Below are 23,464 nucleotides of genomic sequence, written 5' to 3'. Positions count from 1 at the left end.
TTAGGTTGAAAAAATGATACAGATGGAAGATAGAGTAAGACAGCTTTTTGGTATTAGTATCGAGGCACAGATTGCTGTGGCTGATGGTTTATCTGCATTAATCGCCAAAGCAGGCTCAAAATTGGTCAATTGTTTACTGAATGATGGCAAGATTCTTCTATGTGGTAACGGAGGTTCTGCGGCCAATTGTTTACACTTTTCAGCAGCAATGATTAACCACTATGAGGTGGAGCGGCCATCGTTGCCTGTAATTGCTCTAACGACAGACATTTCTTGTTTAACATCAGTTGCTAATGACAGTTACGACCAGGTTTTTGCTCGTCAAATCCATGCCTTAGGCCAGGAAGGGGACCTATTGTTGGTGCTATCAACCAGCGGTAATGCTGATAATATTTTGCAAGCGGTTAATGCCGCTAATGATAGGGGTATGGATACTATTGCACTTAGCGGTCGAGATGGAGGTTTGCTAGCCAACCATTTAGGACCTGAAGACATAGAACTAAGAGTGCAAGGAGATAATGCGGCTCGTATACGAGAAACACATTTATTCATCTTGCATTGTTTTTGTGATTTAATCGATCAATCTTTATTTGGTCAAATGTTGGGGTAATCATGAAAATTCGTGCGTTTATTTTTTTGCTTATCAGTGCTTTATTGACCAGTTGTGTCGCTGTAGTTGTTGCAGGTGCGGCTGCAGGTCTTGTCGTTTATGACAGACGTAGTATTTCCTCTATTGAAAGTGACGCGCGAATATTTCATGTGATTCATAAGGAAATAGTCACAACTCCTGGTTTTCAGGATTCTCGCGTTCTGGTTAGCAGTTTTAACCAAGTCGTCTTATTGGTTGGACAAGTTCCGACAGCCTCTTTACGTGGTGAGGCAGAAAAAATTGCTCAGAATACGCCTCATGTGCGTCGCGTTTATAATGAAGTCACTGTTGATTTCCCCATTCCACTGTCTCAACGAACGAAAGATACATGGATAACAAGCCAGGTAAGAAGTCTGATGTTAACAAAAAAAGGATTGGAATCTGGCTCAATTCGTATTGTCACAGAAAATGGTGTGGTTTATTTGATGGGTATCGTAACTCATGAGCAGTCAGATTTGGCTGTTAGTGTGGCTAGACAAATTAATGGCGTACAAAAGGTAGTCAAAGTATTTCAATACATCGTTTAAATGATCTAAGGCAGTATGAAAAAGCAAGGGAAGGTGTGTTTTATTTTATTGCTAAGTAACCTGTTAACAGGATGTCTTTCTAATGCATGGACTGGTGCCATGCTCGTTTATGACAGACATAATGTTTATAAAAAGGTAAGTGACTATCAACTTTCAGCGAATGTACACCATGAATTATATGCTGCTGATAGGTTGCTTGAGCAAAAAGGATGTGTAATTGATATTGCAGTTTTCAATGGAGATATTTTGTTAGCAGGTCATGTTCCTTCTCTGGAGTTAAGAGACGCAGCCATTGCGCGGGTGTCAAAGGTCTCAGGGTATCGCCGTTTATTTAATCAGCTGGATATTGATAGCCATCGTAGTAGAACAGTTCAAGATAGCTGGATCACGGCAAAAATAAGGAGTCGTATTTTTGCTGATTCTGCAATCGATCCCAATGTATTTAAAGTGGTGACGTCAGATAGCATCGTTTATCTGATGGGGGATGTCACTCCTGAGCAGGCAGCACGTGTTATCAGTATTGCTCGTAATACACACGGTGTGATTCGAGTAGTCAAACTGTTAAAATATTATCATCTTACAGATAAAGCGTAATCTGTTGCGGCTGGGTAAATTGGCAAATATACCTATTGTTGGCAATGTCATAGTGCAGAGCGCCAACTGTAGGGCGCTCTGGTCCGACAATGCATAAGTTAAACTAATTTGCTTACCACATCTTTTTGCAATTCTTGAACATTTGGTTCTGATGCTGTTGAAAAAAAAGAGTGATAGCTACATATTTTTTAACCCAATACCTAAATCGTCTCTGGTCTTTTTAATGAGATCGTCTCTAAAGCTTGCTTTTGAAAAGTTTAATACGTCTTTATCATGATCATCTTTAGCGGCCAAGATAATTGGCAAATGTATATCTGAAGGCGCGAATTCAGTGGAATTTGTATCATAACCTTGGCGTCTAATGTTGTATACATAAGCGAATAGAGACAGCTCATGTAACTGTTTCAAGCATTCAGGAAAGTTGGAGATTAGTAATTTTATAGTTGATGTATCAAATACACATTGACTAGTCTCTTTAAATCCCTTCATTTGCTCAACTTTACAAAATTGGGCGACAAAAGGATTGTTATTATCACTCGGAAATTTATTAAACCCAGTCGTTAATAAGTTAAGCATTTCCTTGTAGGTTAAAACAAAAGGTTGTTTATATTCGCACGCAGCCAAAAAAAGAGGGGCTCCCGTTTCATTAAGACCAAGAAAAGTTACATTCCAGCCCTGAGCAGCTTCGTATGGGTGTTTTTCTAAGTAATCACTATGCCCTTTAATATAAAAACGTGTGCCTGCAAATCTCTCCGGAGAGGTTTGCAAGTCCTCCAGAGAAATCGTTTGTCCACTTGATTTCATAAAAAAATAAAGTGGACAAAAATCATACCAGCTTCCAGTCCAGACACTATTCATTGTCCCAATACGTAATCGATTTAAATTATGTTTATCCTCGGATTTAGGGCCAAATAAAATATTAAATTTTTGTTCACCTGTTTGGTTTCCATGGATTAATTTAAGAAAATCTAGCAAAGTTAAGTAATTTGCGATTTGTAGAGCTGCGGAACACTCCAAAGCAGTTCGAGAAAATAATAATTCTGTAAGAGTTTTTGATACGTTATGACAATTGTCCTTAATGACGTAGCAAGTACCTACATGGAGTCGCTCGGATATCGATGTGTCGTCCGGTTGAATGCCGTAGTAATCGATGCCTTCTAAATCAGATATCGTCGTAATTGTTTCAGTATGTTCATCAACAGGTAGGGCCCTGTTTACAAAGTGATAAGTATCCGTTCTATAAAAAGCACTTCCACGAAAATAGGCCTCGCAAGCTTTGTACGTATTTATAGCATTTCTAAGCCTTAGCCATTCTTCAACCAGCGTTTCATTAATTTCAGTGGTCTGTTTAAAATCTTTAACAATTTTTTTTCCTAAAGTGTACAGATCATTCTTTATAATTCGTATTAGCGCTTTTACAGTACCTTGATAATGACGATTTTTACTTACCATTAGACAAAAAGATCAATAAATAAAGTAATTGATCCATAATAGTCCGGTTTGCTTGAGCATCCTATGGGTAAATTTACCTAGAGGGACAGCACCCACCTAGAAAGTTATAGCCGTTATTGCAAAAATTATACTTGAAGCTAATAATCTCTATGGCTCACTTCATTTAGTATAAATTTAAACAAGATGTGTTTTTTTCGACGCGCCAATCCCGGTGTTAATCAATGTTGATAAGGTGTAGATGGGGTTTTTTAGCGTAAGTTGTGGTCTGAGAAATCGTCTCAGACCACCGCGTGCTGCTCCAACCCAGGAAGTGGCTAACCTGGAGGATTACATTACTTTATCAATGGACGCGACCTTTATCCAGTCGTTTACGCATTTTTCTTAATTTAAAAGCACGAATAAGGCCCGTTGAGGTGTTTTCACTCTCTTCGTCTCCCTGCAAATGTCCATTCAATTGAGCCGGATGTGATCGGTAGTGTTTTCTGTAGGAGTGGTGATTTTTATTATGCTTATGATGAAAGCCATCGCCATAGCGATTTAGCATTTTTTCCCGCATACTTGCAGCGGTGCGTTGTTGCTTTTCAGACATAATGACCTTCCTTAGGTACAAGGTTAAGACAAGGGATATATATACCCTATGATCAAAATATATACAATCGTAAATTAATATTCCAGAAATACGATAGGAAAGTTCAGAATGACAATGTCACATTATGGATAAAGGTGAGTGATATCTTAGGCTTATGAATTTATTAAGGTTGCACATTCGCAGCCTTGATACAATTATGATAAAATTCGTCCAAATAATTAAGACAGACTGGTTAAAGATAAGTAAATGTATTCGTTTGCTTATCTCAAGAAAAAATTTATTAAGTAGAATCATTTGATTAGGTAATAAAATGAAATATGTAGTTGCCGCGTTTTACAAATTTACTCCTTTTCCTGATTATGAATTAATGAAAGAGCCTCTTTTGGCGTTAATGAAAGAAAAGGAAATTAAAGGAACCATTATTATTGCGTCTGAAGGGATTAATGGCACCATTTGTGGTGAATCAGACAACCTGTCGTTTTTTATTAAACATCTCCAACAGTATGCAGGTTTAAGTGATTTAACCTTTAAAATTAGTTATAGTGATTACAATCCTTTTGACAAATCCAAGGTTAAACTGCGTAAAGAAATCGTGACCATGGGGGTTCCTGATATCGATCCTCATGCAATTGATGGCACTCATATCGAACCTCAGGAATGGAATGCACTCATTTCCGATCCTAATGTTCTGGTTATCGACACCAGAAATGACTACGAAGTTAAACTGGGGACATTCAAAGGCGCTATTAATCCTGAAACGGAAAATTTTCGTGATTTTCCAGAATATGTTGAGAAGAATTTAAGCCAGCATAAAGATAAAAAAATTGCCATGTTTTGTACGGGGGGTATTCGTTGTGAAAAATCGACGGCTTACCTGAAGAAAATAGGCTTTGAGCAAGTTTTTCAACTTAATGGTGGTATTTTGAATTATTTAGAAAAAATGCCTCAAAATGAATCTTTGTGGGAAGGTACCTGCTTTGTATTTGACAATCGTGTTGCAGTGGATGCTAACCTGGACGGCTTGGAAGTTGGTACGATTGATGTTGAGTGGAAGAATAAAAATAAAAAAAGCAATCAAGCTCGTTCAGAAGAAAAATAAACATTTAGAGGCATTTGAGCGTAACCGCGTTAATTCTCAAAATCAATGAGTAGAAGACAAGAGTTACGCTCGTCATTTCAATAATTCGCAATTCAATTTTCATCTTAGGTTCTTCATAATATCCACAGAGTTCGTTAACTCCCTTGACCTAACACGGCATATTTAAAAATTCAACCCCTCGATACGGGGGGCGTTGATTTTGTTAAAAATTTTAATAATGTCTTCGTCTTAACGACATAGCAAGTCCAAAGGCTGTAACGGTGTTATAGCTAAAATACACAAGGAGAGAAAAATGGAAAATAACTGTGAACGCGTTTTTGCTTATACCTCAGCAAAAGTAATTGAGCATGAGGACTTAGATAAAGTATCTGGTGGTTCTACTCAAGGGCTTACTCATAGTAAAACATTTCACCCAACCGGTAGTAGTCGCAGGGACTGCGATGGAGTAATTGACGGTAGCCTTGACTGGTAAAAGCATAAAATAGCAAGTCCAAAATCGCAATCAAAAATTTGAGGATAAAAATGGAAACTAAAAATGAACGCATCTTTGCTTATACAATGGCAAAAATACTTGATCGGAGTGATTTAAATAAAGTCTCTGGCGGTACTGCGCAAGCAACGTATCTACAAACGTGTAGGGCAACGGGAAGCAATGCTTCGGATATGGATACCCTGTACGATGTTACGCCTCACTAAATAACATCGGCTAAGACTCTTTGAAAGAGTCTTAGCCGCGAAATTCCATACTTTATTATTGATTGAGATAAAATGAAAGTATTAATTCCTACAGAGCCTGATGATGGTCATGCAGTCTTGGTAAAAATTGCTTTAGAAAAAATGGGACATCAGGTTCGATTACTTTTTACAGCAGATCAACCTACAAAACAAAAAAACTCAGTATTCATTACTGGTGAAAATTATCAATGGAAAAATGCCGATAATTACCAACTCATTATGGATAATGACTACGATGTCGTCTGGTGGCGACGAGCAAGAAAACCTTATTTGCCAAAAGATTTTATCCATCCTAAAGATTATAAATTTGCAGTAAGAGAGAATATCTTATTTTATGAATCACTGACTTATAATATGGCTCCCGATGCATGGTGGATTAATACCAAAGATGCCTCAATTCGAGTAAATTCCAAATTACTGCAATTAAAAATTGCTGCAGAATGCGGAATGAATATTCCGATAACTCTTTGTTCGAATAATCCTAAAGATATTCGACAATTCCTCTTAAAATATGATACGGGAGGAGTGATTTATAAACCGTTATGCGCTAATTTTTGGTTTGAAGAAGAGCAAATCAGAATGTCTTATACTACCAAAATAAAGTTCTTAGATTTGCCTGGCAATAAATCATTACAACTGGTTCCTGGGATTTTTCAAAAAGAAGTCAGAAAAAAATATGAATTAAGAATTACCTGTTTCGGTGATTATATTGTTGCCGCAAAATTGAACTCGCAGATTCATCCCGATGGACAAGTCGATTGGCGAGCAATTCCCGATGGAGAAATGGCCATTGAGCCCTACAGTTTGCCTTCTGAACTGGAACAAAAAATTCGCTTATTCATGCAAAAACTGGGGATTGTTTTTGGTTCATTCGATTTTATCGTTACTCCAGAAAATGAATACATCTTTCTTGAGGTGAATGAACAAGGACAATTTTTGTGGATAGAGGAGTATAACTCTGAATTTAAGATGCTCGATATATTTGTTAATTTTCTAATTAATAAATCGCAAAAATTTGTATGGGATTCTGCAAATTCACAACATACTACTGAGCGCTATCGCAACCAAATGGCGAATTTGATGGCGCAAAACAGGAATCGTCATGTGGATTTAAATTGTGCTAAAGCATATAACGAGTAAGGATAAGCATGATGAAATTTTTAGTATTCATCGCAAGTTTAGTATTGTCATTTCATCTAATGGCAGGAAAGGTGACAGATTTATATGGTGATGAATCAGATAAAGGTCAAGAGATTATTAGAAAATATGCAAAAAAAATTAGTGAGTTTGATAGCTTTCTTGAGGCTTACCTTAAACATCCTAATTCTTTTGACGAAGAAAAACTAACGGAACGAAGAAATAAGTTAATTGAAGACATTAAAAAAGACGGCGATTATTTATACGTCAAACTTAGCACAACTTTGTATCCACAAAATAAGAATAAATACATAACTATTGATGTCATCAGAAAAGATCAGCCTGAGAGGCTTCGCTTTGCTAGTCTAACACCTACAAAAGCCTTTAAATCCAAACAAGACCTAATCAATGAGATGATAATTTTTGAAGATACTGCAATGACAATTATGTTCAATACCTCTTCCACAGATGATCCTTGTCCGGTTTATCATTGCATTCATAATTTCCAACACCCTAAGTTAAAACCTTATCTTGCCAAATTTAATAACGGCGCTGTTAAGCAAAGACAATTAATAATTGATACTTTAAATAGCGATCCCGATCCCCAGCGTCGCGCTGCAGCTGCATTTTTAATAGGGCATTTTAAAAACCCTAAAGAAATTGTAGCGCTTTTAAAACCTCATGTTCACGATAAAGACAGTGGTGTACGCAATGATTGCATACGCGTTATTGCAGGCACTATGGCTACGGCAAAAATAACGAACATCGATGTTAAACCATTTTTGGAGCTATTGGATTCTCCAGAAACCACCGATCGAAATAAAGCATTGGTAGTATTGCTGTACGCTGCGGAATCTGAAAATGCAAAACAAATTATTAAACAACAAGGAGGTAAAAATCTTTTAGCAATTTTAAAATTAAAACAACCTAATAATCATGATGTTGCTTATCGAATTTTGCAAAAGATAAGTGGCAAAAATTATGGTGAAACTGATTATGCTGCATGGAAAGTATGGCTAGATACCACTGCAGCTTAAATAATTGGTTTAACTGATTTAGAAGCAATAAATGCTGGTCATGCAATGGAATTTTTTTATCAGCGAATAGGAAATTAATATGGAAAATAAAGAGCGAGTCCTGGCTTATGGGTTAGCAACAGAAATTATCGAGCAAGACATGCAGGATGTTTCTGGTGGTAGCAGTAATCTGACACATTATGGAACAAGATATTACACCAATAAAAAGGCTGGTGGTGATGTCGAACATGATGATGCTTGGGATTAGCCAATAGGATGTTTTTTTGATTCTGAGTTTCCCCCTCAGAATCAAAAAAAAGCAAGGATGAGTTAAATCAATATGAATATTTTAATAGTAACAGAACCCGATGATTTACATGCTCAACTGGTAAAATTAGCATTGGATGAGAACCTGAAATTGTCTTATACAAAAAGCGTTCCTCTAAAGCTGCTCCCCTCTGATTCGACATTAAAGGATTATGAATTAAGGACCTTTGAAAATATTAAAAAAAATAGAGACTATCATGTTTGTCATATTCTGATTAAAAAAGCCTGAAGCGGTGACGTAAGTCAAATTATGCCTTCCCTTTTTAATGGAAAATAAGGATCTGATTCTGTTCATGAAAGAAAAAACATTTTTTCGAGCTGAAGCAATGCAACACCGAAAAGAACCTCTTTATGGTTCAATCTGCATTAATACTCCGCCACAATATAAGCTATTACTGGTAGGATTTTCACTACTGATTCTATTAATAATTTTTTTCTTAATCTTTGCCGAATTTTCGGAAAAATTTATTGTTTCTGGATATGTAAATTCTACCAAAGCGCTCATTCGCGTGTATCCAAAAATGAACGGCATTGTTTCTGAAAGCTATATTCATCAAGGAGAAAGAATTAAAAAAGGCGGGAATTTATTCCTCGTTGATAGTTCTTTTAAAAGCAATGAACCGGAATTAGCAAACCAATTACAACAAAGAAAAAAATTCGTTGAAAAAGAAATTATTTATAAAAGTAAACATCTTGCTGCCATGCGACCGTTGTTAGACAAAAAATACCTGTCACTGGCAGAGTACAATCAGAAAGAAGAAGAATTATACGAACTTAAAAATAAAAAAAGCCTTATAGAGATGGATTTGATTCGTTATAACCAGAGCCGCTCTTTTCTTGTACGCTCGCCTATCGAAGGAGTTGTGTCTAGCGTGCTCTACAAGGAGGGACAATATATTAATAGTTCGAAATATCTATTAACAATAATTCCTGCCAACTCTGAATTCACCGCCGAATTATTTATCCCTGCAAAAAAAGCAGGCTTTCTTAATAAAAATACTCAGGTTTTAATTCGCTATGATGCCTATCCCTATCAACGTTTTGGCACCTATCAAGCAACAATCAAAGAAATTAGTCAAAATATTACGACGGATGATGAGGAGGAAAAGCCCATCCGGATTGGAGAACCTTATTATAAAGTTGTGGCCATTCTTGATAGACAAAATGTAATGGTTTATGGGGAGCAGAAAAGAATTCAGCATGGCATGACGCTATCAGCTGTTGTCGTTGGTTCAAAAAGGAAATTATGGCAATGGATTTTAGATCCTTTATATAGTTATTACGGGAAGTTATTTACATGAGTTATGCGGCAGTTCTTCAATTTAAAAAATCCAGTAAATTACCGATCATTTTACAGGATGAAGTGGCTGAATGTGGTCATGCTTGTGTGGCCATGATCAGTAATTTTTGGGGACATGAACTTGATTTACCAGCCTTAAGACGAATAAGTCAATCTTCACAACGAGGTGTCACGTTATTAACTGTTAAAGAAATGTTTGAAAGTCTGGGATTTACGACTAGAGCATTGAGAGTGTCATTAGAGGAACTACAACAGGTTAAAACACCGGCTGTTATTCATTGGAATATGAATCATTTTGTTGTCTTAAAAAAAGTGAACAGAAATTCTGTGATAATCCACGATCCAGCAATAGGGCTGAAACAATGCCGCATGGAGGAAGTATCTAAAGCATTTACTGGTATAGTGTTGGAAATTGAAAAGTCTGATAATTTTCAGAAAATTAGAGATTATACCAAATTAAGTTTATATGATTTGGTTAAATCTGCTCATGGAATTAATCAGTCCATCGTTTTATTAGTTTTGCTTTCCTTTGCCATTGAAGTTTTCAATTTGTTAAATCCATTGTTCATACAATACGTTACTGATGATGTCATTGGTTCAAGTGATATGAACAATTTATATGTCATAGCATCAGCGTTCATTATCTTAACGTGTATTCAAGTGTTTACGGAGTATATTCGTGGTCATTTGATAATCTATTTAACGAATAATTTGACGGAGAAATTTTCTGCAAATGTGGTTAACCATATTTTAAAACTTCCCTTGGATTTTTTTGAAAAAAGACATAAAGGCGATATTCAATCTAAATTTCATTCTATTGATCAAATTCAAAAGAAAATTAGCACAGATTTTGTGAATGCAGTGCTTGACGGTTTTATGTTGATTATCAATTTCTTGGTGATATTGCTTTATAGCTATATTTTGACCTCGGTGGTCTTATTGTCCTTATCAATTTGCCTGTTAACTCGCTATCTATTTTTTTATTCCTTGCGCAAGGAAACAGAGTCTTCTATTGTGCAACACGCGAAATCAGCCTCCATATTTTTAGAGACCCTGCAAGGGATAATACCCATTAAGTCGTTTTCTAAAGAGCGAGTACGATTTCATACTTGGCGAAATAGCTATGTTAATTCACTGAATGCGGACATTAAAATTGCCAGAATTAATGTGATTTATCAGGGAATGAATCAATTATTGTTTCATTTGGAGCCTATCGTTGTTATCTGTGTGGGCTCGGCGTTGGTGTTAAACAATAAATTTTCCGCAGGAATGTTGATTGCTTTCCTCGCATATCGTCAATCTTTAGTTAATAAAGCAACTTCGCTAATGCAAAATTTAATTGACTATAAATTAATTTCAATTCAACTAAACCGATTAGGTGATATTTTGTTTCAAGAGCCGGAGACAATTAGTTCCGGGATTGGTAATGCAGATGAGATGAAGGGCGCGTTGAGTTTAAGAAAAGTTAATTTTAAATACGATGCTAATGGCAAAATGATCCTGAATAATATTAGTCTTGATATTAAGGCTGGTGAAAAGGTAGCCCTGGTCGGGCCTTCCGGTTGTGGTAAGTCAACGCTATTAAAAATTATGATGGGCTTACTTAATAAAACAACAGGTGATATTTATATAGATAGTATCTCTCTCAATGATTTCGGTTTAAAAAATTATCGAGAGTTAACGGCCTCAGTCATGCAGGAAGATTCGCTACTCACGGGCTCAATCATTGATAACATTACCTTTTTCAGTGAAGCAATTAATCTTGATGACGTTTGCCGTGCTGCAAAATTAGCTTGTATTCATGAGGAAATTTGCAAATTACCTATGGGCTATGAAACCCTGGTTGGCGATATGGGGTCTACGCTGTCTGGTGGACAAAAACAACGAATTTTATTAGCCAGAGCCTTGTATAAAAAACCGAAGATACTATTTATGGACGAAGCAACGAGTCATCTGGATATTGTCAACGAAAGAAACATCAATCAAACATTGCAAACGTTAGCAATTACCCAAGTTGTTATTGCCCATCGCATAGAAACCATTCAAATGGCTGATCGCGTCATCGATTTAAATAAAATTAATCAGTTTGAGGTCTAAATGTGTCACCACTAGTCCAATGGCGTGTCGAATAATCAAAGTATTCTTTCGTCAAATGAATAACTTAGCAATATTTTTAAAGGATTTTTGAAAAAAGAGATGCATTTTTATGCCCAAGAATTAACGCAATTTTGAACACTGCCGTTGCTTATCCAGCTTGATTACTTTATAATCCGCGCGTTGAAAGATGGGTGAATTTTGTGAAAGATAAGCGTGGCATCAGCGGTGTTAAGCGTCTATTAGCAGCTCAGCTAATCATTTGCTTAGTAATAGCATTGGCTTTGTTGCTGGTTTGGGGTGAGAAAGAATCATTGTCAGCGCTCTTAGGCGGATTAGTAGCCATAATCCCTTCAGCGCTTTTTGCAAGAAAACTTTTTCGCTATCAGGGAGCCAGAGCTGCGAGACAAATCGTTAAAGGATTTTATCTAGGTGAAGCTTTAAAGATTGTCGCGACCATTGCCTTGTTTACATTCGTGTTTATGTCGTTCAAAATAGCCCCTCTTGTATTTTTTTTCACCTACATTGTGGTGTTAATGAGTCATTGGCTCGCACCCTTGTTTTTTGCTAACAAACTGAATAGGCCTGAAAAGTGACAGAAATGATATCAAGCACAGACTATATCAAGCATCACCTGACCTACCTAACTTTCGATCTCAAAACAATGAGCTTTGGAACAGGTGGATTTTGGACTCTAAACCTGGATACACTTTTTTTCTCTGTGGTTTCCGGCATTATCGTTTTAGCGCTTTTATATTTTGGCGCTCGCAGAGTAACGACTGGAGTCCCTGGAAAATTACAGAATTTTGCCGAAATTATGCTGGAATTTGCAGATAATCAGGTAAAAGATTGCTTCCATGGAAAGAATAAACTGATTGGCCCATTAGCTTTGACTATTTTCGTCTGGGTCTTTTTCATGAATTTTATGGATATTGTGCCTGTCGATGTTCTTCCACTGGCTGCTAAATCATTAGGCGTTCACTATCTTAAAGTGGTGCCAACCAATGATTTAAATATGACATTCGCATTGTCTCTCACAGTCTTCATGCTAATTCTTTTCTATAGCATCAAAATCAAAGGAATCAAAGGCTTCGCCAAAGAGCTAACGCTACAACCATTTAATCATTGGGCATTTATACCATTTAACTTATTGCTTGAGCTTGTAGGCTTGATTGCAAAGCCAATTTCTCTCGCACTTCGTCTATTTGGAAACCTTTATGCTGGCGAATTAATTTTTATTCTGATAGCCTTGCTAACCTTAAATGCAACAGCAACTTCAGTGGCAAGTACTGCCACTTTGGGTGCTGCGCAATTTGTGTTGGCACTAGCATGGTCTATATTCCATATTTTGGTGATCACGCTACAAGCATTTATTTTTATGGTTCTGACTATTGTATATCTCAGTCTAGCCCATGAAGACCATTAATTTTTATTTTAATTTAAACATTGTCCATTAAGGGGATTTATATGCAAGCTGCAAATTTAATAGCACAAGTTCAAGGTATGACTGTTATCGCAGTCGCATTATTGATCGGCTTGGGTGCATTAGGTACTGCAATCGGTTTCGGTTTGTTGGGTGGTAAATTTCTTGAAGGTTCTGCACGTCAACCAGAAATGGTTCCTATGCTTCAAGTAAAAATGTTTATCGTTGCTGGTCTTCTTGACGCTGTGACCATGATCGGTGTGGGTATTGCACTGTTCTTTACATTTGCTAACCCCTTCCTGAGCAATTTGGGTTCTTGATAACACCTAATGGGGCGCATAACGCCCCCTAATGTTACAGGAGAGATTACCTTGGATATTAATTTAACGTTAGTTGTACAAATGCTTGTGTTTGCTGCATTTGTCTGGTTCACCATGAAATTTGTTTGGCCTCCTTTGGCTAAAGCAATGGAAGAGCGCCAGGATAAAATTGCCGATGGTTTGGCATCCGCAGAGCGTGGCCGAAAAGAATTGGAATTGGCTCAGCATCGTGTCAAAGACGAACTGAAACAAGCAAAAGCCCAGGCTTCCGATATTATTGAAAAAGCAACTCGTCGTGCAGCTCAGTTAGTTGAAGACGCAAAAGAAGACGCTAAGCTTGAAGCACAAAAGCAAGCTAAAATTGCTCAAGAGCAATTGCAGCAAGAATTTAATCGTGCACGTGATAGCTTGCGTAAAGAAGTTGCTCATCTAGCAGTTGCTGGTGCAGAAAAGATTCTTATGCGGGAAATCGATGAGAAGGCAAACAGTGCATTACTGGATAGTCTAATTAAAGAGATTTGATATGCCAGATACAACAACCATCGCCAGACCTTATGCAAAAGCTATATTTGAATATGCTCTGGCTGTTAATAAGCTTAGTCAATGGTCTGAGATTTTACAGACCTTAGCCGTATCAGTTATGAACGAGGCAGCAGCTCAGTTCATTGTCAATCCTGAGACGACGGAAGCACAGCAACAAGAGTTGTTAATGACTCCCTTTGCCAAATCAGGCAATGATGAATTAAAAGCCATTGCAAACCTGGTTTCTTTATTGACTGGCAACAAGAGGCTCATGCTTCTGCCTGATATTAAAGTGCAATTTGAAGCGTTGCGTGCTGAACAAGAAAAAACGCTCGTTGTAAAAGTTCGAAGTTTCTCCGAATTAACTGGAGCGCAAACAGAGCAACTTAAAAAATCATTAAGCCAGCGTCTAAAGCGTGAGGTAACACTTAAAGTGAGTATCGATAAATCACTGCTGGGCGGTGCGGTTATACAGGCTGGCGATTTGGTAATTGATGGTTCGGTGCTAGAGCAGTTAAAGAGACTGGGCATCGGGTTAGCCGCATAATAGAGAGGATAGATTTCATGTCAGAACAAATAGCATTAAACCCATCTGAAATCAGTGAATTAATCAGAAAAAAAATCGAACAGTTTAACGTCGTTTCTGAAGCTAAAAACGAAGGAACAATTGTCAGTCTTAAAGATGGTATTGCTCGTATCCATGGTTTAGCGGATGCCATGCAAGGGGAAATGATTGAGTTCCCAGGCGGTATTTACGGCTTGGCTTTGAACTTGGAGCGCGATTCAGTCGGTGCTGTAATTCTTGGAGATTACTCAGGTCTTTCTGAAGGTCAAAAAGGTAAATGCACTGGACGTATTCTTGAAGTGCCTGTTGGAAGAAATCTTTTAGGTCGTGTCGTAGATGGCTTAGGTAATCCTATTGATGGTAAGGGTCCTATCGACGCTGAAAGAATGTCTCCAATCGAAAAAGTGGCACCTGGCGTTATTGCTCGTCAATCGGTTGATCAACCAGTACAAACTGGATTGAAAGCAATTGACGCGATGATTCCTGTCGGTCGTGGTCAGCGTGAGTTGATCATCGGTGACCGTCAAACAGGTAAAACAGCCATTGCAATTGATGCCATCATCAATCAAAAAGGTACTGGTGTTAAATGTATCTATGTTGCTATAGGGCAAAAAGCATCTTCTGTTGCTGCAATCGTGCGCAAATTAGAAGAACACGGTGCTATGGAGCATACGATTGTGGTGGTTGCTGGGGCTTCTGACTCTGCTGCTTTACAATTTATTGCACCCTACTCAGGTTGTGCAATGGGTGAGTACTTCATGGAGCGCGGTGAAGATGCATTAATCGTTTATGATGATTTAACTAAGCAAGCTTGGGCTTATCGTCAAATTTCATTGTTGCTACGTCGTCCACCTGGACGTGAAGCTTATCCTGGGGATATCTTCTATTTGCATTCTCGTTTACTAGAGCGGGCAGCTAGAATTAATGCCAAAGAAGTTGAAAAACTAACGAATGGCGAAGTGACTGGTAAAACCGGATCATTAACTGCACTACCGATTATTGAAACGCAAGCTGGTGACGTATCTGCGTTCGTACCTACCAACGTAATTTCTATCACCGACGGTCAGATATTCCTGGATGTTGATTTGTTCAACTCAGGTGTTCGACCTGCAATTAACTCGGGTCTGTCAGTATCCCGTGTGGGTGGTGCTGCTCAAACCAAGATTATGAAAAAATTGGGCGGTGGTACTCGTCTAGCACTTGCACAATATCGTGAATTGGAAGCGTTTTCGCAATTTGCGTCTGATTTGGACGATGCAACACGGAAGCAATTAGAGCGTGGCCAACGCATCACCGAACTAATGAAGCAAAAGCAATATTCCCCACTTTCCGTGGCGGATATGGCTATTTCTCTTTTCATAGTAGAGAAGGGTTATCTGGATGATATTCCTGTTTCAGAAGTAGGTCCGTTTGAAGCAGCGTTACATGGTTACATGCGCTCTTCTCATGCTTCCTTGTTAAAGAAAATCAATGAAGCAGGTGCTTACGACAATGACATCGAGGCACAAATAAAGAGTGCGGTTGAAGACTTTAAACGCACTGGTAGTTGGTAATAAATAAAGCCGCCTTTAAAGAGGCGGCAAATAATTTATATAGATTGCAACCCAGCAATCTGTTTAATTAAAGGCGAAGCAAGATATGGCTGGAGCGAAAGAGATCCGTTCAAAAATTGCGAGTATTAAAAACACGCAAAAAATTACTCGAGCAATGGAAATGGTTGCCGCAAGTAAAATGCGCAAAACGCAAGATAGAATGCGTGCATCCAAACCTTATGCAACAAAAATTTATAATGTAGTAAAACACATAGCTCGAGCAACCTCAGAATATCATCATCCCTTTATGACCCAACGAGAAATTAAAAGGGTTGGGGTGATTGTTGTGACTTCCGACCGCGGATTGTGTGGTGGCTTAAATGCCAACCTATTGCGAGAAACAGTTCGCGTTATGCGTCAATGGCAACATGAGAGCAAGGAAGTTGACCTTTGCGTAATTGGTCGTAAAGGACAAGCTTTTTTTAGACGTGTTGGCGGTCGAGTAGTTGCTTCTGTTGACCAGCTTGGTGATAAGCCTGGGATTAAGGATTTGATTGGCGTTGTAAAAGTGATGATTGATGCCTTTTACAATGGAACAATTGATGCCTTGCATATTGTGTACAATGAATTTGTTAACACCATGACACAAAAACCAACAGTTAAGCAATTGTTACCACTGCCCATCTCTGAAGAGGATAGCAAAGATCTTGGCCATCATTGGGATTATATCTACGAACCCGATGCCAAAGAATTGCTGGATGGACTGCTGGAACGGTACATTGAACTGCAAACCTATCAGGGCGTTGTCGAAAACATTGCTTGTGAACAAGCTGCGAAAATGATTGCAATGAAAAGTGCTACTGATAATGCAGGTGAATTAATTAAAGAATTTCAATTGGCTTATAACAAAGCCCGACAAGCTGCTATTACGCAAGAGTTGGCAGAAATTGTCGGTGGTGCAGCCGCTTTATAAGAGGGTATATAATGAGTCTAGGAACAGTTGTTGAAGTTATTGGTGCGGTTGTAGACGTTGAGTTTCCCCGCGAAAATGTTCCCAAAGTTAATGATGCACTTAAGCTCATTGAAGGGGACTTGGTATTTGAAGTACAGCAACAGCTAGGTGATGGCGTTGTACGTACAATTGCAATGGGTACAACTGACGGTTTGAAACGTGGTGTCAAAGCTGAAAACACTGGTAAGCCTATCCAAGTACCTGTCGGCAAGAAAACCTTAGGTCGTATTATGGACGTTCTAGGTCGTCCTGTTGATGAGGCCGGTCCGATAGATGCTGATGAGCATTGGGCTATTCATCGCCAAGCTCCAAGCTACGAAGAGCAGGCAGGTAGCCAAGAGTTGTTGGAAACTGGTATTAAGGTTATTGACTTACTCTGCCCCTTTGCGAAGGGAGGTAAAGTTGGTCTTTTCGGTGGCGCCGGCGTAGGTAAAACCGTAAACATGATGGAATTGATTCGTAACATCGCTATTGAGCACAGTGGTTACTCTGTGTTCGCAGGAGTTGGTGAGCGTACTCGTGAGGGTAATGACTTTTATCATGAAATGAAAGACTCTAACGTACTTGATAAAGTGTCGCTGGTTTACGGACAAATGAATGAGCCACCAGGAAACCGTTTACGTGTAGCACTAACTGGTCTGACAATGGCGGAAAAATTCCGTGATGAAGGCCGTGATGTATTGTTATTCATTGATAATATCTATCGCTACACTCTGGCTGGGGTGGAAGTATCTGCATTGCTAGGTCGTATGCCTTCTGCGGTAGGTTATCAACCAACCTTGGCTGAAGAAATGGGTATGCTACAAGAGCGTATCACGTCAACCAAGACGGGTTCTATTACTTCTATTCAAGCAGTATATGTTCCTGCGGATGACTTGACTGACCCATCACCAGCAACTACTTTCGCTCACTTGGACGCAACTGTAGTTCTTTCTCGTCAAATTGCCGAGTTAGGTATTTATCCTGCGGTGGATCCATTGGATTCAACATCGCGCCAATTAGACCCACTTATCGTTGGTCAAGAGCACTATGATACTGCGCGTCGTGTGCAGCAAACACTGCAACGTTATAAAGAATTGAAAGATATTATTGCAATTCTTGGTATGGACGAATTGTCTGAAGAAGATAAGCGTGTGGTCTCTCGTGCTCGTAAGATTCAACGTTTTCTTTCTCAACCATTCTTCGTTGCTGAGGTATTCACAGGCTCACCCGGTAAATACGTTTCATTGAAAGATACTATCAAAGGATTCCAAGGAATTCTTGCTGGTGAATATGATGACTTACCTGAGCAAGCGTTTTATATGGTTGGTAGCATCGAGGAAGCTGTTGCTAAAGCTAAAACCTTATGAGGCAGACAGACATGGCAATAACAACGCACTTAGATATCGTCAGTGCTGAACAGGAAATTTTCTCCGGTGTCGTCGAAATGGTCGTCGCCACCGGTGAGCTTGGGGAAGTTGGAATTGTACCTGGACATGCTCCTTTGTTAACACTTTTAAAGCCTGGTGAAGTCCGTGTAACTTTACAAGGTGGTGCGCAAGAAGTTTATTATGTTTCAGGTGGAATGCTTGAAGTACAACCCCACTATGTCACTGTTTTAGCGGATGCAATTGAGCGAGCTGATGAAATTGATGAAGCTGCAGCACTCGCAGCTAAGGCTCGCGCTGAAGAAGCAATAGCAAGTAAAGGTGCCGAAATGGATTATTCCAAAGCGGCTGCCGAACTAGCCAGAGCTGTTGCGCAAATTCGCGCAATTCAAAAAATTCGCAAGCATATCAAATAAATCAATAACTAGCTGCCTCACTGGAGCAGACAGCTAGTTATCCATCACGTTGTAACAATTTACCTTTTAGCAAACCAGCATTTAATGTATCGCTGCATCTATTTGGAAACTATAATCATCAATAAGTTTGACCCCAGATTAGTAGTAAGTAATCAGGAATATCTCCAAAAGAATATGATTTAATTTAACGCCAATCCGCAGGGGAGCTTAATTTGTACAGTCTGTGAATAACTTTATGATTAAGTTCACAAAAAAATTAAATATCGCCTAACTCATTGATTATTATGAAAAATTTCTACCGATAAAAAGTGAGAATTTATGAAAGATGTGGATAACTTTGTGAATTTTATGGGAAAATACAGTGAGCAAATTGTCAGTTATTCGCATCTTTACCTCCTTTATGCTAGATTATTCACATCGGCCATAGTCCGATTAGCATTTCGCAATAGCGTAATACTTTTGCCTTATTAACCAGATTTGCTCTGCAAATCCAGCATGAATCACAAAACTTATGAACGATCTAATCGAGCGTAAACCACTAACTGAATTTACTGAGAAAGCCTATCTTGATTACTCCATGTACGTCATCCTTGATAGAGCGCTGCCACATATCGCTGATGGCTTAAAACCAGTACAACGGCGCATTGTGTATGCAATGTCTGAGCTTGGACTAAAAGCAACAGCTAAGCACAAAAAATCAGCAAGAACAGTTGGGGATGTACTGGGAAAATTCCACCCTCATGGTGATTCAGCTTGTTATGAGGCTATGGTGCTCATGGCGCAGCCGTTTTCTTATCGTTATCCCTTTGTGGATGGACAAGGAAACTGGGGTTCTCCTGATGATCCAAAATCCTTTGCGGCAATGCGATATACCGAGGCAAGATTATCTGCCTATGCTGATTTACTATTATCGGAATTACAGCAAGGTACAGTTGATTGGGTTGATAATTTTGATGGTACTCTGCAAGAACCAGCATTATTGCCCGCACGTTTACCCAATGTGCTATTAAATGGTGCCACAGGCATTGCAGTCGGAATGGCTTCTGACATACTTCCGCACAATCTAACAGAAGTAGCCGATGCATGTATTCATTTACTAGATAATCCAAATGCTAATTTAGATGAAATTTGTGCTTATGTGAAAGGCCCTGATTTTCCTACAGAAGCAGAAATTATAACTCCCAGTAACGCCATTCGCAGTATGTACGAAACTGGAAATGGTTCGGTAAAAATGCGTGCGGTTTATCGCCAGGAAAAGCATGATATTGTAATCACCGCTCTTCCTTATCAGGTTTCCGGTGCAAAAATTATTGAACAAATTGCATTACAGATGCAACAGAAAAAATTACCCATGATAGAAGACTTGCGGGATGAGTCTGACCATGAACATCCAACGCGCCTAGTCATTGTACCTAAGTCAAATCGAGTGGATGTTGAAGGAGTAATGTCACATTTATTTGCTACAACTGATTTGGAACGAAGCTATCGTGTAAATTTCAATATGATAGGTTTGGATGGTAAGCCTCGAGTAAAAGGCTTAGCAACGATACTAAAGGAATGGTTAAGTTATCGCCTACTCACTGTCAAAAGACGAATAGAACATCGCTTGGAAAAGATTCTTGATCGGATTCACGTTTTAGACGGGTTAATCATCGCTTTTCTTAATATTGATGAAGTAATTGCTATTATTCGTGAACATGAGAATCCTAAAATTGGATTAATGGAACGCTTTAAATTGAGCGAACGACAGGCTGAAGCGATTCTCGAATTAAAACTCCGCCATTTAGCCAAGCTTGAAGAAATTCGTTTGCGAGCTGAATTGGATGAGTTGAGCGAAGAGCGTGATTCTTTGCAAGCAATTTTAGCAAGTGAAAAGCGATTAAGGACACTAGTAAAGAACGAAATTATTGCTGATAAGAAGCAATTTGGAGATGTCAGACGTTCACCGTTGGTTGAGCGTCAAGATTCGCAAGCACTGAAAGAAGAAGATATCCTGCCCAATGAGCCTATTACCGTGGTTATCTCCCAGAAAGGCTGGGTACGCGCGGCAAAGGGATACGATATAGACGGCCGGGAGTTAAGCTATAAAGCCGGTGACGAATTCAAAGCGCAAACCAATGCCAGAAGCAATCAGCAAGTACTATTTTTTGATAGTGAAGGTAAAGTGTATACCTTGCCAGGCTATACCCTGCCCTCCGCACGTGGCCAGGGTGAGCCCTTGACAGGTAAATTAAATCCCTCTGACGGAATGTTATTTGAAGCACTTATCGGTGGCGACGCAGAAGATTGGGTTCTATTGGCAAGTGATGCAGGCTATGGTTTTATTACCCAACTGAAAGAGCTATATGTTAAAAATCGCAATGGTAAAGCGTGTATCAAATTACCAGAAAATAGTCGTGTTTTACCGCCACGTCTGATAGCTGATAAAGAATTACAATATATTGCTTGCGTTACCAATGCTGGTCGTCTTCTTATTTTTAGTGCGAATGAATTACCACAACTCACTCGTGGTAAAGGCAACAAGCTCATTAGCATCCCTGCTGCAAAAGCTGCTCAACGTGAAGAATTTATCGTTGATCTGCAATTACTCTTCCTTGAAGACGCATTAACTGTCCATGCGGGCAAGCGCCATTTCACATTGAAAGCGGCTGACCTTGAACATTATCAAGGAGAGCGCGGTCGTCGTGGTAATCGTCTCCCTCGCGGTTTACAAAATGTCACCGCATTACAAGTTACTGCTACTTCTGCTGAAAAATAGTATGAAATTATCTGCAAGGGCACTGCGCTTTATCTTAAACTGCTACCCTCCATTTTGGGGGGCTGGCATCAAAGTAGAAACACTTAGCAACGATTTCTCCTTTGCCAAGGTTTCCATGGCATTTCGATGGTATAACAAAAACTACATGCGCACACAGTTTGGTGGCAGTTTGTATTCGATGACAGATCCATTTTTTGCATTAATGTTAATTCATCGATTAGGCCCAGAGTTTATAGTTTGGGATAAGCAAGGTGAAATTGACTATATCCAGCCAGGCAAAAGTCGAGTTTACGCTGATTTTGTTCTTACGGATGAGCAAGTGGCGATTATAAAAGATACGGCAAGTGAAAATGGCAAACATCTTCCCGTTTTCCATACAGAAATTTATGACCAGGATAAACAAACCATTGCAACAGTTAAAAAGACTCTCTACGTCAAACGAGTTGGTAAATCCCATAAATCTGCAAAATAGTTTCCCGTGAAACAATGGAAAATTGGATTGTTCACTGCGTTCGCAATGGCGATCCTGAACATGAATAAAACTCTATCTCCTAAATTCACGTCCTAACTGGATGCCTCGGACAAGCCGAGGCACGTAGGAAAGAGCTATCCTAGAGGAGCAATCTCTCCGTGCCTCCACTTGTGTACAGCAAAGGGAGATAGTTAATAATTGTAAAAGAGATAGGTAACACTCAGGCTATCAAAATCAAAACTGCGACGGATCTGCATGCTTTTGATGTGCCTCGGCTTTTTACAGCAAGGGGAGATAGTTATAGTTGTAAAGGGAGATAGGTAACACTCAGGCTATCAAAATCAAAACTGCGACGGATCTGCATTCTTTTGACGTGCCTCGGCTTTTTACAGCAAGGGGAGATAGTTATAGTTGTAAAGGGAGACAGGTAACACTCAGGCTATCAAAATCAAACTGCGGATCTGCATTCTTTTGACGTGCCTCGGCTTGTCCGAGGCATCCAAAAAGATGGTGGGTTGAGCACATTGGGTCAAGCGCAAAAATCTAAGCCTTAATTACACCTATCGTCATTCCAATGTAGTAAAAACATTCCCGAGGTCAATTAGTCTAAGCAGTTTTTTCAAGTAATTGATGTAGGATTAATTTTTTCTCATCGTCCAGGTTTGTTAAAGACAAGGTCACTAGGGCTGCGGCACGATATAATTCATTAAATTTAGAGTCTTGTAGAGCCGCTAAATGCTTTGTGATAGTTTGGTAGTCTCCTCGTACTAACGGTCCCGTAAGTGCTTTAGCAGGTAAATTGGTTTGCTCAAGATTAGTAAGGCTACTATGCATAAGGCGAAGATAAATTTCTTGGGCAATGGCAGAGGGGATACCTGTTTCAGTAAATAATTCGGTGGCAACAGAAGCTAAAGTAACCAGATAATTAGAAGAAAAAACCGTTGCTGCGTGATATAGGGTTTTTTTGTTGGCGTCGATAGGCACCAGAAGAGTTTTTAAGGGCTTAAAAGTATGAGACAGTAAATCTAATGCTTCTGTGTCGCCTTCAACAATACAGATACAGTTTGTAAACAGCTGGCTATCAAGAAGCCCATGTCTGAACGCTTTTGGAGGATGGACACTAGCAACAAAACAGCCTTGCTCTTTTAACAGGTTGAGTACTTCAGAGCTTAAAGAACCGCTACAATGCACAACAACACTGCCTGGCGTTACAATTTTTTCTTCTGCTAACTGTTGCGCCACCTGATAAATGAGATCATCAGGTGTAGTAATAAACGTTAAATCAACTGCAGGTAAGGCGTGAAGTTCTCCAATTGCTGTCCCAGCCCCAATTTGCTGAACAGCTAATTCGGCACTTTGAATACTACTATTACAAATTGCAATTAAATGCCCAATTTGATGCTCTACTAAAGTCAAAGCGAGGTTTTTACCTAAACGACCTGCACCAATGATATTAAAACGCATTCTATGTATAACCAGGTTAGAGAGAATTAACAAATAAAGGAATATTCGTGATAAGCACTAAATTTACGAATCAATGATATAATTGCCATTTTAT

26 protein-coding genes are annotated in these 23,464 nt (G+C 39.0%); 23 read left to right on the top strand and 3 right to left on the bottom strand.

Features of this window, described 5'->3' with window-relative positions; all coding sequences use genetic code 11:
• Positions 1-13 precede the first annotated feature (13 nt).
• From LHA_RS15080 to LHA_RS15070, 3 genes are read left to right on the top strand one after another with little or no spacing between them, the layout of a single operon-like run.
• On the top strand, positions 14-610 hold the full coding sequence (locus LHA_RS15080; protein ID WP_045107280.1) for a D-sedoheptulose-7-phosphate isomerase: 597 nt from the start codon (positions 14-16) through the stop codon (positions 608-610).
• Positions 611-612: 2 nt separating this feature from the next.
• A complete protein-coding gene (locus tag LHA_RS15075; RefSeq protein WP_045107279.1) occupies positions 613-1,176 on the top strand; it encodes a BON domain-containing protein in 564 nt (187 codons plus the stop codon).
• Between the two features lie 15 nt (positions 1,177-1,191).
• Positions 1,192-1,770, top strand: coding sequence for a BON domain-containing protein (locus tag LHA_RS15070; RefSeq protein WP_045107278.1), 579 nt, complete (start codon positions 1,192-1,194; stop codon positions 1,768-1,770).
• A gap of 177 nt (positions 1,771-1,947) precedes the next feature.
• Here LHA_RS15070 and LHA_RS15065 read toward each other — a convergent pair whose 3' ends face one another.
• Positions 1,948-3,222, bottom strand: coding sequence for a hypothetical protein (locus tag LHA_RS15065; RefSeq protein WP_045107277.1), 1,275 nt, complete (start codon positions 3,220-3,222; stop codon positions 1,948-1,950).
• A 340-nt stretch (positions 3,223-3,562) separates the two neighbouring features.
• Complete coding sequence (locus tag LHA_RS15060; RefSeq protein WP_045107276.1) at positions 3,563-3,811, bottom strand: hypothetical protein; 249 nt, start codon at positions 3,809-3,811, stop codon at positions 3,563-3,565.
• Between the two features lie 310 nt (positions 3,812-4,121).
• On the opposite strand from LHA_RS15060, the gene trhO reads away from it, so the two are divergent.
• The 20 genes from trhO to LHA_RS14970 all read left to right on the top strand — a co-directional run bounded on the left by trhO (position 4,122) and on the right by LHA_RS14970 (position 21,906).
• Positions 4,122-4,910 carry an oxygen-dependent tRNA uridine(34) hydroxylase TrhO gene (gene trhO / locus LHA_RS15055; RefSeq protein ID WP_045107275.1) on the top strand — a complete coding sequence of 263 codons (789 nt, stop codon included), beginning with the start codon at positions 4,122-4,124 and terminating at the stop codon, positions 4,908-4,910.
• Between the two features lie 292 nt (positions 4,911-5,202).
• Positions 5,203-5,382 (top strand): hypothetical protein, encoded by a 180-nt coding sequence (locus LHA_RS15050; protein ID WP_045107274.1) that lies wholly within the window; start codon positions 5,203-5,205, stop codon positions 5,380-5,382.
• A gap of 50 nt (positions 5,383-5,432) precedes the next feature.
• The gene (locus LHA_RS17030) at positions 5,433-5,606 is read left to right on the top strand and encodes a hypothetical protein (protein WP_156413553.1); all 174 of its coding nucleotides are present in this window, start codon (positions 5,433-5,435) and stop codon (positions 5,604-5,606) included.
• Positions 5,607-5,678: 72 nt separating this feature from the next.
• On the top strand, positions 5,679-6,785 hold the full coding sequence (locus LHA_RS16255) for a hypothetical protein (protein WP_052673741.1): 1,107 nt from the start codon (positions 5,679-5,681) through the stop codon (positions 6,783-6,785).
• 8 nt (positions 6,786-6,793) lie between these two features.
• The gene (locus LHA_RS15040) at positions 6,794-7,819 is read left to right on the top strand and encodes a HEAT repeat domain-containing protein (RefSeq protein ID WP_147292373.1); all 1,026 of its coding nucleotides are present in this window, start codon (positions 6,794-6,796) and stop codon (positions 7,817-7,819) included.
• 79 nt (positions 7,820-7,898) lie between these two features.
• On the top strand, positions 7,899-8,066 hold the full coding sequence (locus LHA_RS17025) for a hypothetical protein (RefSeq protein ID WP_156413552.1): 168 nt from the start codon (positions 7,899-7,901) through the stop codon (positions 8,064-8,066).
• Positions 8,067-8,138: 72 nt separating this feature from the next.
• Entirely contained in the window at positions 8,139-8,354 is a 216-nt protein-coding gene (locus tag LHA_RS15035; protein WP_045107272.1) for a hypothetical protein, read from the top strand.
• Positions 8,355-8,418: 64 nt separating this feature from the next.
• Positions 8,419-9,426 carry an HlyD family secretion protein gene (locus LHA_RS15030; RefSeq protein WP_045107271.1) on the top strand — a complete coding sequence of 336 codons (1,008 nt, stop codon included), beginning with the start codon at positions 8,419-8,421 and terminating at the stop codon, positions 9,424-9,426.
• On the top strand, positions 9,423-11,522 hold the full coding sequence (locus LHA_RS15025) for a peptidase domain-containing ABC transporter (protein WP_045107270.1): 2,100 nt from the start codon (positions 9,423-9,425) through the stop codon (positions 11,520-11,522). The genes LHA_RS15030 and LHA_RS15025 overlap by 4 nt, the downstream gene beginning before the upstream one ends.
• Before the next feature lie 200 nt (positions 11,523-11,722).
• Positions 11,723-12,115 (top strand): ATP synthase subunit I, encoded by a 393-nt coding sequence (locus tag LHA_RS15020; protein WP_231861945.1) that lies wholly within the window; start codon positions 11,723-11,725, stop codon positions 12,113-12,115.
• A gap of 5 nt (positions 12,116-12,120) precedes the next feature.
• Entirely contained in the window at positions 12,121-12,945 is an 825-nt protein-coding gene (gene atpB, locus LHA_RS15015; RefSeq protein WP_082060416.1) for a F0F1 ATP synthase subunit A, read from the top strand.
• A 41-nt stretch (positions 12,946-12,986) separates the two neighbouring features.
• Positions 12,987-13,262: a F0F1 ATP synthase subunit C gene (gene atpE, locus LHA_RS15010; protein WP_028385819.1), complete on the top strand. Its 276-nt coding sequence runs from the start codon at positions 12,987-12,989 to the stop codon at positions 13,260-13,262.
• 51 nt (positions 13,263-13,313) lie between these two features.
• Entirely contained in the window at positions 13,314-13,784 is a 471-nt protein-coding gene (locus tag LHA_RS15005) for a F0F1 ATP synthase subunit B (protein ID WP_045107631.1), read from the top strand.
• 1 nt (position 13,785) lies between these two features.
• Complete coding sequence (locus LHA_RS15000; protein WP_045107268.1) at positions 13,786-14,331, top strand: F0F1 ATP synthase subunit delta; 546 nt, start codon at positions 13,786-13,788, stop codon at positions 14,329-14,331.
• A gap of 17 nt (positions 14,332-14,348) precedes the next feature.
• A complete protein-coding gene (gene atpA / locus LHA_RS14995) occupies positions 14,349-15,902 on the top strand; it encodes a F0F1 ATP synthase subunit alpha (protein ID WP_045107267.1) in 1,554 nt (517 codons plus the stop codon).
• A gap of 85 nt (positions 15,903-15,987) precedes the next feature.
• Positions 15,988-16,854: a F0F1 ATP synthase subunit gamma gene (atpG, locus tag LHA_RS14990; RefSeq protein ID WP_045107266.1), complete on the top strand. Its 867-nt coding sequence runs from the start codon at positions 15,988-15,990 to the stop codon at positions 16,852-16,854.
• A gap of 11 nt (positions 16,855-16,865) precedes the next feature.
• Positions 16,866-18,242: a F0F1 ATP synthase subunit beta gene (atpD, locus tag LHA_RS14985; RefSeq protein WP_045107265.1), complete on the top strand. Its 1,377-nt coding sequence runs from the start codon at positions 16,866-16,868 to the stop codon at positions 18,240-18,242.
• Positions 18,243-18,253: 11 nt separating this feature from the next.
• Positions 18,254-18,676: a F0F1 ATP synthase subunit epsilon gene (locus LHA_RS14980; RefSeq protein ID WP_045107630.1), complete on the top strand. Its 423-nt coding sequence runs from the start codon at positions 18,254-18,256 to the stop codon at positions 18,674-18,676.
• 511 nt (positions 18,677-19,187) lie between these two features.
• Positions 19,188-21,434 carry a DNA topoisomerase IV subunit A gene (parC, locus tag LHA_RS14975; protein WP_045107264.1) on the top strand — a complete coding sequence of 749 codons (2,247 nt, stop codon included), beginning with the start codon at positions 19,188-19,190 and terminating at the stop codon, positions 21,432-21,434.
• Between the two features lies 1 nt (position 21,435).
• A complete protein-coding gene (locus LHA_RS14970; RefSeq protein WP_045107263.1) occupies positions 21,436-21,906 on the top strand; it encodes a DUF4442 domain-containing protein in 471 nt (156 codons plus the stop codon).
• Positions 21,907-22,512: 606 nt separating this feature from the next.
• Here LHA_RS14970 and LHA_RS14965 read toward each other — a convergent pair.
• On the bottom strand, positions 22,513-23,403 hold the full coding sequence (locus tag LHA_RS14965; protein WP_407927330.1) for a Rossmann-like and DUF2520 domain-containing protein: 891 nt from the start codon (positions 23,401-23,403) through the stop codon (positions 22,513-22,515).
• Between the last annotated feature and the right edge of the window lie 61 nt (positions 23,404-23,464).

Origin of the sequence: Legionella hackeliae (assembly GCF_000953655.1) — a bacterium.
GTDB lineage: Bacteria > Pseudomonadota > Gammaproteobacteria > Legionellales > Legionellaceae > Tatlockia > Tatlockia hackeliae.
This window is presented reverse-complemented; position numbering and strand designations above follow the sequence as displayed.